The sequence below is a fragment of the Maribacter dokdonensis DSW-8 genome (genome assembly GCF_001447995.1).
In the GTDB taxonomy this organism is placed as follows: Bacteria; Bacteroidota; Bacteroidia; order Flavobacteriales; family Flavobacteriaceae; genus Maribacter; species Maribacter dokdonensis.
Genome location: NZ_LDPE01000004.1, coordinates 222,518 through 235,182 on the forward strand (window position 1 = coordinate 222,518; position 12,665 = coordinate 235,182).

The window sequence follows — 12,665 nt, forward strand, 5'->3', positions numbered from 1 at the left end:
ATCAACATAATGGCAAACAAAGAATACTTTAAAGGTATAGACAAAATTAAGTTTGAAGGAAAAGAATCCGATAATCCGTTGGCATTTAAATATTACAACCCAGAACAAGTTGTAGCGGGTAAGACCATGCGTGAGCACTTTAAGTTCTCCACGGCATATTGGCATACCTTCTGTGGTCAAGGATCAGACCCATTTGGACCTGGTACGCAGAGTTTTGAATGGGATAAATCATCCGATGCGGTACAAGCGGCTAAAGATAAGGCAGATGCTGCATTTGAATTCTTTGATAAAATAGGATTCGATTACTACTGTTTTCATGATTTCGATTTAATTCAAGAAGCACCCACCTTTGCTGAATCTGAAAAAAGATTGGCAACAATTACGGATTACCTGAAAGAAAAACAGAAGGAATCCGGGAAAAAATTGCTTTGGGGTACGGCCAATTGTTTCTCAAACCCAAGATACATGAACGGTGCAGCTACTAATCCAGATTTTAACGTTGTGGCAAGAGCCGGTGGTCAAATTAAATTGGCATTAGATGCTACCATAGCTTTAGGAGGGGAAAATTATGTATTCTGGGGCGGTAGAGAAGGTTATATGTCCTTATTGAACACAGATTTAGGTCGTGAGGTAGATCATATGGGACAATTCTTGACCATGGCGAGAGATTATGCACGTAGTCAAGGCTTTAAGGGTAATTTCTTTATTGAGCCAAAACCTATGGAGCCAATGAAGCATCAATATGATTTTGATTGTGCTACGGCAATTGGTTTCTTAAAAGAATATGGTTTGGAGAAAGATTTTAAAATGAACATTGAGGTCAACCATGCAACGTTGGCGCAGCATACTTTTCAGCATGAAATTGCGGTTGCCGCAAAAGCAGGTATGTTAGGTAGTATGGATGCAAACCGTGGAGATTACCAAAACGGTTGGGATACCGATCAGTTCCCTAACAACATTCAGGAAACTACAGAAGCTATGTTGGTATTCTTAGCTGCAGGCGGTTTACAAGGTGGAGGTGTCAATTTTGATGCTAAAATTAGAAGAAATAGTACCGATTTAGAAGATGTATTCCATGCACATATTGGCGGAGCAGATACTTTTGCCAGAGCATTGATCACTGCGGATAAGATTATTTCTTCCTCTTCATATAACAAATTGCGTGAAAACAGATACAGCTCTTTTGACTCAGGTAAGGGTAAAGATTTCGAGAACGGTAAATTAGATTTGAAGGATCTTTACAATATTGCCAGTGAAAACGGAGAGTTAGATTTACAGAGTGGTAAGCAAGAATTGTTTGAGAACATCATCAATCAATACATATAGTTTTCTTAGTTCAATTTCCTCTAAAAAATAGAGGATTGTTAGCCCAATTTTGAAAAGCTAATTTGAAAGGAAATGCCCCTAGTTTTATAACTTGGGGCATTTTGCTTTTTGCAAATAATTTAAATGTCAATTTAAATCTGTTCTTTTGCAGAATAAGTTATGAAAAAAGTTACCCTAAAGGATATTGCAGGACATTTTAAGGTGTCTATCTCAACCGTTTCAAAAGCGATAAATGATAGTCATGAGATCAGCATTGACCTAAAGGAAAAAATACAGGCCTACGCAAAGGAAAAGCACTACAAACCTAATAGGTTGGCACTGAATTTATTGAATAAAAGCACCAAAACTATTGGTGTCGTAGTTCCCAATATTTTAAATTACTTCTTTGTTCAGGTGCTGTATGGTATTGAAAAGGTCGCTAATGAAAGCGGTTATAATATCATTAGTTGTATTAGCAATGAATCTAGTGCAAAGGAGACCAAAACTTTAGAGTTTTTTGATGCCGGTACAGTAGATGGCGTAATCATGTCATTGGCAGAAGAGAGTCAGAATGAAGACAAGCATGATGCACTCACCGATATCATTAATAATGACATTCCCGTAGTTCTTTTTGACCGAGTGTCAGATAATGTGCAGTGTGATAAGGTTGTGGTAGATGATTTTGAAGCCGGTTACAAGATTACCAAATACTTGGTGCAAATAGGCTGTAAAAATATAGCGGTAGTAAATCCCATATCAAGTTCCAGTGTCGGAAAATTAAGGTTGTTGGGCTATAAAAAAGCATTGCAGGAATTTGAAATTCCTTTCGATCCCAAATTGGTAATTAACCTAACGGTGAAAGATGATTTGGATCTGTTAATGTCTTTTTTGTTGAATTATAAGACCATTGAAGGTATCATAGGTATTGATGAGCTTATTGCGGTACAAGTGTTAGAAGTTGTAAAGGCAAGAGGCTACAAGGTGCCCAATGATATTTCAATAATAGGTTTTACGAACGGGCAGTTGTCAAAGTATGTTACACCATCATTGACCATGGTTAGTCAGCACGGTAAGTATATTGGTGAACAAACGGCTAAATTGCTGATCAACAGAATTAAAAATCCTGAGTTGCCTTACGAGACCAAAACAGTGAAAACCAGTTTGCTGGTAAGAGATTCCACTAAAAAATTACAATAGCCTTAAACTGTTTCTGGGTGAGGGTGTTTCCAGTCTCCGCGATATTCTCTTTGCAATAACGCAGTTGCTTCAGGATCATTTAAAACCGTTCTGCTTATTGGGTCATAGGTTAATGGCCTTTTTAGATCCATAGATAAATTGGCCAAAATACAACTAGCGGAAGAGATATGCCCTTGTTCAATATCTGCAACAGGTTTTGTATTGTTTTCAATGGCATTTAAAAAATCGATCATATGTCTACGGGTGGCTGGTGCGGCATGTAATTCAATATCTTTTTCGGTTACATCTTCAGGGTATTCATCTTTTTCATAAAGCACGTTGAACCTAATGGTGTCACCACCATCAACAGGTACAAATTCAGCCTTCATTACATCGCCTTTAAGTACACCTTTAGATCCGTAGATTTTGAATGCCCAAGGGTAGTCTGGATCATCTGGGTTTCCCCATGTTCTATGTTGCCAATTACAATTAAGATCATAATATTCGAATACGGCAGATTGGGTGTCAGATATATTCGATTTTCCGTCCTTGTCAACAAAAATGCCTCCGTGAGAACTTATTCTTTTGGGCCATCCTAGGTCTAGCATCCAACGAACGGTATCAAGCATATGAACACACATATCTCCGGTAATTCCGTTTCCATATTCCCTGAATGTACGCCACCATCTTTTGTGAGGTAAGCCATCATAAGGGCGTAATGGGGCAGGACCTGTCCACATTTCATAATCGAAGAATTCCGGTACTTTTTGTTCTGGTGGATTGCCATTGGCACGCATATGATAATAACAACACATATCTACATGTCCGACAGTACCTAAAAGTCCGTTGTTTATAATTTTATTTTTAGCATCTACAAGATGAGGTGTGCTTTTTCGTTGAGTGCCCACTTGTACTACTTTATTGTATTTTCTAGCTGCTGCAACCATGGCTTCACCCTCTATTACATCAACACTAATAGGTTTTTGAACATAAACATGAGCACCATGTTTAAGCGCTTCAATACAAGTTAAGGCATGCCAATGATCGGGTGTTCCAATAAGGACAATGTCTAATTTTTTTTCTTGCAACATGGTTCTGTAATCTGCATACAATTTTGGTTTTTTACCGTTTTTTTGCCGTTCGGCAACTAATTGTGAAGCGGTATTTAGTTGATGTTCATCTACATCGCACAGTGCTGTAATTTCAACGTTGGCTACTTGAATAAGGCGTAATAAATCACCAGTGCCATACCATCCCGTGCCAATTAGTGCAACTTTCTTAGGTTTTTCATTGGCAAAAAAATCATAGCTATACGGGTTTATAGAAGTAAAAAGTAGCGATGCCGAAGAAGCTTTAATAAAATTACGTCGTTTCATTAAAGATGGTGTGGAAGACATGATTTTGCGAATTTTAATATTAAGAACTTCGTAAAAATAGCATCCATTTTAACAAAATCATTTAAAATCACACTAAAAATTTATGAATTTGTTAGTGTTTGTTATAATTAGGTATATTTAGATCAATTAATAATTTTATCTAATGAAGTTACGAAATTACCTGCTCGCGCTTTGCATTTTGGCGACATCCTTTGTAAAAGCTGAAATTTCTTTACATGGCATTTTTACAAATCATATGGTTTTGCAAAGAGAGACCAGTGTGCTGCTGTACGGATGGGCAAATCCAAATGAGGAGTTCACAGTGTTTACTAGTTGGAACAATGAAGCTGTAAAGGTTAAAACGGGCAATGATGCAAAATGGGAGATCAATGTAAATACGCCAAAGGCAGGCGGCCCGTATGAGATTAGCTTTAAGGGTGAAAGCAATGAAATTACATTGAAAGATGTTTTGATCGGTGAGGTGTGGTTGTGTTCCGGGCAAAGTAATATGGAGTGGAGTGCAAACAGTAACATTGCAAATAAGGACATAGAAATTGCCAATGCCAATTATCCCAATATTAGATTGTTCTCAGTGAACAAAAGAACATCTACATATCCACAGGAAGAGATAAGCGGTACATGGGTTGCCTGTACTCCCGAAACCATGCAGGATTTTAGTGCGGTTGCCTATTTCTTTGCTAGAAACCTTCAAAAAGAAATGAATATTCCCATAGGTTTGATAGATAATGCATGGGGCGCCACCAGTGCGGAAGTGTGGACCCCAAAATCTGTTTTTGATGCACATTCAGATTTAGTGGAAGCCCATAAAAAAGTAGCAGCCAACAAGTGGGTTACCGTTGAAAAATCTGTTTTGTATAATGGTTTAATAGCCCCGTTGACCAAATTTAAGATAGGTGGTACAATTTGGTATCAGGGCGAATCTAATACGGCAAATGCAGAAAGCTACCAAAAGCTTTTTACAAATATGATTACTTCATGGCGAAATGCCTGGAACATTGATTTTCCTTTTTATTATGCCCAAATAGCACCCTTTAAATATGGACAAGAATTTGCCGGGGGCGTGGTACGCGATCAACAAAGAAGAACATTGGGATTGAAAAATACAGGTATGGTCATGACCAGTGATATCTGCACTATAGAAGATATTCATCCTTTAAACAAGCAAGATGTAGGGTTAAGACTAGCGAACATAGCACTTAAAGAGCACTATGGATTTTTGGAGGATAAAGAAATTTACGGACCTCTTTACAAAGATTTTACAATTGACGGAAATAAAGTAGAAGTTCATTTTAGTCATGCCGATGGCTTGTATAATAAAGGAAAAAAAATTACGCTATTTGAAATTTCCAATGCCCAAGGAGAGTGGTTTCCGGCTAAAGCAAAATTGAAGAATGAAACGGTATTAGTAAGTGCCAAAGAGGTTAAAAAACCTACAGCAGTTAGGTATGCCTGGAAGAGTACGGATATAGCCACTTTGTACAATAGTGCGGGTTTACCGGCTTCTACATTTAAGACAGAGAAGTTAAATGATCAAAAGTGAAGTATTGTACTTCAAAAATATCCGTCCGTCCAATTACAAATGTTATTCAGCTAAAAACGGGGGTCGTTATTCTATTAAAAATTAAATTGTAATCAATAACTAATTTCAAATTATGCAGATAAAAGAATCCTCAGAACTCTTTGACGTGATCATAGTAGGTTCAGGAGCAGGTGGTGGTATGGCTACCAAGCAGTTGGCAGATGCAGGTTTAAATGTAGCTGTTGTAGAGGCGGGTCCGTTTTTTGACCCGGCAGATCCAAAAACCATGACGCAATTAAAACAACCATATGATTCACCTAGAAGAGGGGCAGGAACCACCCGTGCCTTTGGCGAATGGGATATGTCTTGGGGAGATTGGGAAGTTGAAGGAGAGCCATATACACATGCGGAAGGAACTGAATTTAAATGGTGGCGTGCAAGAATGCTAGGTGGTAGAACCAATCACTGGGGGCGTATTTCTTTACGTTTTGGACCAAAGGATTTTAAAGGAAAAACACGTGATGGCCATGGCGATGATTGGCCAATAGGCTATGAAGATGTAAAGCCATATTATGATAAATTAGATAAATTAATTGGAGTATTTGGCACCAATGAAGGTAGAGAAAATGATCCCGACGGATTCTTCCTTCCTCCCCCGAAACCAAGATTACATGAATTATTTTATATCAACGGGGCAAAGAAGTCTAACATACCGGTGATACCAGGTAGGCTTTCCATGTTGACCAAAAGAATTAATAATGACCGTGGTGTTTGTTTCTATTGTGGACAATGTGGTAGGTCATGTCAAATTTATGCTGATTTCTCTGCGGGTAGTTGCTTAATTTTTCCGGCACAGAAGAGCGGTGGTCAAGTGAAATTGTTCGTAAACTCCATGGTACGTGAGGTTACTACAAATGAAGAAGGTAGGGCCACCGGTGTTTCATATATCAATAAAGAAGATAGAAAAGAATACAAACTAAGAGGTAAAGTAGTGGTCTTGGCCGCTTCTGCATGTAGTTCTGCACGAATTTTGTTGAATTCAAAAAGTAAGCAGCACCCTAATGGTTTGGGTAACAGTAGTAACTTGGTAGGTAGATATTTACATGATTCTACCGGGGCAAGTGCAGCAGGTGTTATACCGGGCTTAATGAACAGAAAAACCTCATATAACGAAGATGGTGTAGGGGGTATGCATGTGTATTCACCTTGGTGGGGAGACAACTCTAAGCTTGATTTTCCAAGAGGATACCATATTGAAGTTTGGGGTGGTATGGGCCAACCTAACTATGGTTTTGGTTGGGATCCCAATGCTATGAACAAATACTTCGGGTTAAAATCTGGTGGTTATGGAGAAAGCCTACGTGATGATGTAAAGAAATATTACGGATCAGTTGTTGGGTTTGGTGGCCGTGGAGAAGGCTTGGCCAATATTGATAACTATTGTGAAATTGACCCAACTACGGTAGATGAATACGGTATTCCCGTTTTAAAATTCAACTACAAATGGTCTCAGTACGAAAAGAATCAGGCAAAGCATATGCAAGATACTTTTGAAGAGATTATTCATAACATGGGCGGTCATTACCTAGGTGAAAAACCTGGTAAAGATCAAGATTACGGTCTTCATAAGCCAGGTGAAATTATTCATGAAGTTGGTACCACAAGAATGGGCGATGATCCAAAGACATCGGTAACCAATAAGTTTCAACAATTACATGATGCAGATAATGTATTTATCGTAGATGCGGGAGTTTTTGTTTCTCAGGCGGATAAAAACTGTACTTGGACCATTATGGCGCTTTCATGGAGAGCTTCAGATTATATCATTGAGCAATTAAAGGCACAAAATATTTAGAATGATGGATAGAAGAAAGAGTTTACAAACTATAATACTTGGAGGTGCTGCAGCAGGTACCGGTCTGGTCTTCAATTCATGTAAGACAGAAAGTGGGGAAACTATAGATGAGACTATAGCCACCACTAGTGAAAAGTACTTTGGTAGAACCCCGGCAGAGCTAGAACGCATAGAAAAATTAAACGCGGAACAATTGTTCAATGATCATGAAATGGAAACCATTGCAGCCTTAAGCGTAGTAATTTTACCGCCAAAAGAACCACATGGTGGTCCAATAGAGGCAGAGGTACCTGATTTGGTTGAATTTATGGGTAAAGATATTCCAGAAATGGGTCCTATTTTATTGGGTGGCTTAATGTGGTTGGATCATAAGAGCAATACAGAATTTGGTACGGAATTTAAGTCGGCCACTTTAGAGCAGAAAAAACAGATCTGCGATGAAATTTGCTGGCATGACACGGAAAAGCCTTTAAGCGAGCAACCATTGGAAATTCAGTTTTTCTATACCATGCGAGGGTTGACCGTTACTGGTTATTACACCTCTAAAGTGGGTATTGCGGATTTAGGATATAAAGGGAATACACCTAATGTGTGGGATGGAGTACCGCAAGATGTTCTTGATCAACATGGCGTTGCCTATGATCCGGAATGGATTGCAAAATGCGTAGACCAAAGTAAACGAAACGTCATTGCCGAATGGGATGATGAAGGAAATTTACTTACATAGAAAGTAGTAAGATGATAAAAAAAATAATGATTGCCACTATCCTTTTGGGTAGTGGTTTTTTAGCGCACTCTCAAGAAGTTGGTATACAGTTGTATAGTCTTAGAAATCAATTTAAGATGGATGTGTCCAATACCTTAGGGTTGATCAATGAATGGGGAATTAGTAAGATTGAAGGCGGTGATACCTATGATATGCCGTTAGAGGATTTTAAAGCATTACTTGACCAGAATAATTTAGATATGGTAAGTATTGGTGCCACATTTGAAGATTTGGAGAGCGATGTTGAAAAAGTCATTAAAAATGCTAAAGATTTTGGTGCTAAATATGTAATGTGCGCTTGGGTGCCTCACGAGGGGAACACTTGGGAATTAAAAGAGACCCAACATGCTACCGAAGTTTTTAATAAAGCCGGTAAAGTTTTGAAACAAAACGGATTGGTTTTAGCTTATCATCCGCATGGATATGAATTTAGAAAATATAAGAGAGGTACTTTGTTTGATTATATGGTACAAAATGCAACGGATTTTACATTTGAGCTAGATGTTTTTTGGGCACAGCACGGAGGTGCGGACCCGTTGGAATTGATGAAGAAATACCCTAAGAAATTTACACTTTTACATCTTAAAGATATGGAGAAAGGTATTAAGGGTAATAATACCGGGCACGAAGAAGATGATACTAATGTTGTTTTGGGCACTGGGCAAATAGACATTGCAGGTGTAGTTGCCGAAGCTAAAAAATTAGGTATTGAATATATGTTTATAGAAGATGAATCTTCTAATGTTGTTACTCAAGTACCAAAAAGTTTAGAATATTTAAAAAGTTTAAAGTAAACCAACTACCAACTTGAATGCAAAACCTTCTATTTTCAAATAAATAGGAGGTTTTTTTATATGCTTTAACTTGATTCTAATATTTAAAGTTTAGTCCACTTTTTTAAACTGTAATAACCTAAAATCGGCTACCGCTTTATTTGGCATTTCCAGAGCTTTAAGAGTCAAAGTTCCTTTGCCTTTAGGTAATGTAATTATTCCTAGATTCAATGGTTTAAACTCCTTTACATAGGACTCCATTCTTAATACTCGATCATATTCCTTACCTATAAGAGGAGAATCAAAGGCTTCTATTATTTTAGCCGTGATCTTACTATCACCAAAACTTAGTTCTACAACTGAACCCAAATCTTTTGGCGGACATGTGTAATACATTTCAACCTGGAAATTACCTTCTTCAAATACATCAACGTTCCAAGTAATAGAGTCATTTACAGAATTCCAATTGGTGAAAAAAGAATCATTTGGCCAGCGGTTGCTGCGCTCTATGGTACCATGGGCTTCACCATCTCTAGCTGGTAGTTGAGTATATATGGCTTTTGGATAACCTAAGGTAAAAGCGCGATCATCATTCTGTTTGGTGGTAGTTATGGTTTCGTTTTCCCACTTACGTTTAGCTTCAAGAAATTTGTTGACCAGATTTTGGTTCTTATTGGATATATCATTTTTTTGCGCTCTGTCAACAGTAATATCATAAAGTCTATTTTCATTATCTAGTCTATATTTTTGACTTCTAACACTTGTTTTTCCGTTCCAATGGTTAAAAAGAAATCGATCCTTACTTTCAAATTTATTTCCCAATAGTAAAGCGCTCAAGTCTTCACCGTCAACAGGAAATTCTGTTGAATAAGGTATAGAAAGTAAACCACATAATGTAGGTAAGATATCAATACCACCGGCTATTTCATTAAGTTCCAGTCCTTTTGGAATATGTTTGGTCCATTGAATATAAAAAGGGGTACGAACACCACCTTCGTCAACACTTCCTTTTTTACCTTTCATGTTTCCGTTCCAACGATAGGTGTTAGGACCGTTATCCGATAGGTAAATAATGATGGTTTTGTCTTCAAGATTCAGTTTTTTGATTTTATCGGTAATCCTTCCAACATTATAATCAATATTTTCTACCATGGCCAAAGCGGCCTTGGTAAACTGCAGGTCTTCATCATCGTTTGCGTCGGATAAGAAATTTAAAGACTTGTTTTTCATTTTGTTCCAAAATTCATCGGGCACTTGCATAGGGCTATGCGGTGTATTGTATGGTAGGTACAGAAAAAAGGGTTTTGCTTTGTTGTTTTCAATAAACTCCAATCCTTTATCGGTTAAATCATCCACCAAAAAACCGTTACCCTTTACCAACGCACCGTTATGTTCCAACATAGGACTAAAATAATTGCCCCAATGACCAGATGCAAAACCGTAATATTCATCAAACCCTTTGCTATTTGGGTGGTATGGCGGTTGCATGCCGTTATGCCATTTTCCAAAAGCAGCAGTATGGTAATCTGCTTTTTTCAGTATTTCGGCAATCGTAGTTTCGTTCATATTAATACGCTCACCACCAGAAGAAGTTTCGTAAACACCCGTACGGGTAAAATACCTGCCCGTTAATATTTCTGCTCTGGTAGGAGAACAAACGGGCTGCACGTAAAAGTTATTGAATGTTGCTCCATTGGTCTTTAAAGCATCAATATTTGGTGTGCTTAGGTTGTTATTTCCGCTACTGCTTAAATCTCCCCAACCTTGATCATCGGCTAAGAAAAGAATAATGTTCGGTTTTTTAACCGTTGGCTCGTTACGTGATAATTTACCACAAGAAAGGTTCAAAATAATGATGAAAATTACAAGTAGATTCTTTGCCATAGATTGATTTTAATTGATGTTCGGTCATTATACATTGAAACTATTTTAAAGATAAAGCACCTTTGTCAAAAATCTGTATCTTCAAACACAAATAATATAAACATGTTTAAGAATAGAGTTTTAGGTCTGTCTTTATTGGCATTACTTATGTTTATCGTAAGTTGTAAAGAAGAGAATAAGAAAGAAAATACAGCTGCTATTAAGGAAGAAATAGGGGATACCGTATTGGATACTATCGTAGAACCTAAGATACAAAAACCAGTATTCAAAAGTCTGGAGGGTGTAGCAGATACTACATTTGTGCGTTTAGCAGACTATAGCGATGGTTTTGCTTATGATCTACGTTACGCTACCAAAAATAATTTTTTAAAAGAAAAGGTGTATGATTGTGGCGAATGTTACACTAGGGCTAAAACGGTGAAGGCTTTGCTAAAGGCAAATGAGGAGTTTAAAAAACATGGTGTAAAAATAAAGTTCTACGATTGCTACAGACCTAATTCCGTACAGTATAAAATGTGGAAAATAGTCCCTAATCCGCAATATGTAGCCAATCCGGTAAAAGGTTCTATTCATAACAAAGGTGGGGCCGTAGATATAACATTGGTAACCCTGGAAGGGGAAGAGGTTAAAATGCCAACGGATTTTGATTTTTTTGGAAAACGCGCCTACCATGATAATTTTGACTTGCCGCAAGAGATTTTGGATAATAGAAAGTTGCTAAAGGAAACCATGGAGAAATATGGTTTTTGGTCTACCCGAACGGAGTGGTGGCATTATAATTTACAAGGAGCTTCAAATGACCCAATAGCAAATTTTAAATGGGATTGTAATGAAATATAATAGCATAGCAATTAAAGTCACTTCACTACTGATCTCACTGCATTTAGTTGGTTGTACAACTATGGAACGGACTATTGATCTTTGGCCAAAAGATAACATTCCAAATCAAAAAAAAACTAATATAGAAGAAATACATGAACAGCGTGATATCCTAAGAATAAGTAAGGTTCAAAAGCCAACTTTAGAGGTATTCTTGCCAGAGAAGACTAAAGCTAATGGTAAAGCGGTGTTGATTTTTCCGGGTGGCGGATATGGTATTTTAGCTTATGATTGGGAAGGAACCGATGTAGCCCAGTTTTTAGCCGATAGAGGTATAGCCGGTATTGTAGTGAAATATAGATTGCCCTCGGACGAAACGCAAACAGATAAACATAATGTGCCGTTAATAGATGCCCAAAGAGCTATTAAAATGGTCAGAAGTAGGGCAGGAGAATGGGGTATAAATAAAAATGAAATAGGCATTATAGGTTTTTCCGCAGGTGGCCATTTGGCATCAACTCTAGGTACCAAATACAATAACCGTGTTTATGAACCAATAGATGAAATAGATAAAGAAAGTGCAAGACCAGATTTCATGGTACTTATGTATCCGGTAATAACTATGGGTGAAGAAACCCATTTAGGATCTAGGAATAATCTGTTAGGAAAAGAGCCTTCTGAAAAAATGATATACGAATATTCCAGTCAATTTCATATCAATTCAGAAACCCCACCAACATATTTGGTACATGCAATGAACGATGAAGTTGTACCTGTAGCCAACAGTGAATATTTTCATTCGATGTTTAATGTAAAGGCTACCGCAAAGAGCGAATTGTATCTTTTTGAAAAAGGCGGACATGGTTTTGGACTGGCCCAAGATGATCCTATTTTAAGAAAATGGCCAATTAATCTAATAGATTGGATTAATAGTTTATAAACCGAATTACTTTTATATTTTTGCAAATTGATTTTCATTGATAGCAATTGTCATTGAAGTTACGGGATGTAGCCCTTCGACTACGCTCAGGATTAACTGCACTACAGTTCATCTTAAGTAGCTGAAAAACTATATGAATTCAGGAAGATATTCTTCCTTTAAATTTTTCGGGATGTAGCGCAGTCCGGTAGCGCACTCGGCTGGGGGTCGAGTGGTCGCAGGTTCAAATCC

At 37.6% G+C, this 12,665-nt stretch carries 10 protein-coding genes; 8 read left to right on the plus strand and 2 right to left on the minus strand.

The window, feature by feature from the left end:
- The first annotated feature begins 9 nt into the window (after positions 1-9).
- The gene (gene xylA, locus I600_RS15690; RefSeq protein ID WP_394364960.1) at positions 10-1,326 is read left to right on the plus strand and encodes a xylose isomerase; all 1,317 of its coding nucleotides are present in this window, start codon (positions 10-12) and stop codon (positions 1,324-1,326) included.
- 159 nt (positions 1,327-1,485) lie between these two features.
- Entirely contained in the window at positions 1,486-2,502 is a 1,017-nt protein-coding gene (locus tag I600_RS15695; RefSeq protein WP_058105503.1) for a LacI family DNA-binding transcriptional regulator, read from the plus strand.
- A 2-nt stretch (positions 2,503-2,504) separates the two neighbouring features.
- On the opposite strand, the gene I600_RS15700 is transcribed toward I600_RS15695, so the two are convergent.
- A complete protein-coding gene (locus I600_RS15700; RefSeq protein WP_245188904.1) occupies positions 2,505-3,857 on the minus strand; it encodes a Gfo/Idh/MocA family protein in 1,353 nt (450 codons plus the stop codon).
- 163 nt (positions 3,858-4,020) lie between these two features.
- On the opposite strand from I600_RS15700, the gene I600_RS15705 reads away from it, so the two are divergent.
- From I600_RS15705 to I600_RS15720, 4 genes are all read left to right on the plus strand, one after another.
- Positions 4,021-5,418: a sialate O-acetylesterase gene (locus I600_RS15705; RefSeq protein WP_082643001.1), complete on the plus strand. Its 1,398-nt coding sequence runs from the start codon at positions 4,021-4,023 to the stop codon at positions 5,416-5,418.
- A gap of 112 nt (positions 5,419-5,530) precedes the next feature.
- Positions 5,531-7,252: a GMC family oxidoreductase gene (locus I600_RS15710; protein WP_058105506.1), complete on the plus strand. Its 1,722-nt coding sequence runs from the start codon at positions 5,531-5,533 to the stop codon at positions 7,250-7,252.
- A gap of 4 nt (positions 7,253-7,256) precedes the next feature.
- Positions 7,257-7,979 (plus strand): gluconate 2-dehydrogenase subunit 3 family protein, encoded by a 723-nt coding sequence (locus I600_RS15715; RefSeq protein WP_058105523.1) that lies wholly within the window; start codon positions 7,257-7,259, stop codon positions 7,977-7,979.
- A gap of 11 nt (positions 7,980-7,990) precedes the next feature.
- Positions 7,991-8,812 carry a sugar phosphate isomerase/epimerase family protein gene (locus I600_RS15720; RefSeq protein WP_058105507.1) on the plus strand — a complete coding sequence of 274 codons (822 nt, stop codon included), beginning with the start codon at positions 7,991-7,993 and terminating at the stop codon, positions 8,810-8,812.
- Between the two features lie 90 nt (positions 8,813-8,902).
- Here I600_RS15720 and I600_RS15725 read toward each other — a convergent pair whose 3' ends face one another.
- Positions 8,903-10,675 (minus strand): arylsulfatase, encoded by a 1,773-nt coding sequence (locus I600_RS15725; RefSeq protein WP_058105508.1) that lies wholly within the window; start codon positions 10,673-10,675, stop codon positions 8,903-8,905.
- 102 nt (positions 10,676-10,777) lie between these two features.
- Between I600_RS15725 and I600_RS15730 the strand changes: the two genes are divergently transcribed.
- Positions 10,778-11,515, plus strand: coding sequence for a M15 family metallopeptidase (locus tag I600_RS15730; protein WP_058105524.1), 738 nt, complete (start codon positions 10,778-10,780; stop codon positions 11,513-11,515).
- Positions 11,505-12,434: an alpha/beta hydrolase gene (locus I600_RS15735; protein WP_058105509.1), complete on the plus strand. Its 930-nt coding sequence runs from the start codon at positions 11,505-11,507 to the stop codon at positions 12,432-12,434. The genes I600_RS15730 and I600_RS15735 overlap by 11 nt, the downstream gene beginning before the upstream one ends.
- The last annotated feature ends 231 nt before the right edge of the window (positions 12,435-12,665 follow it).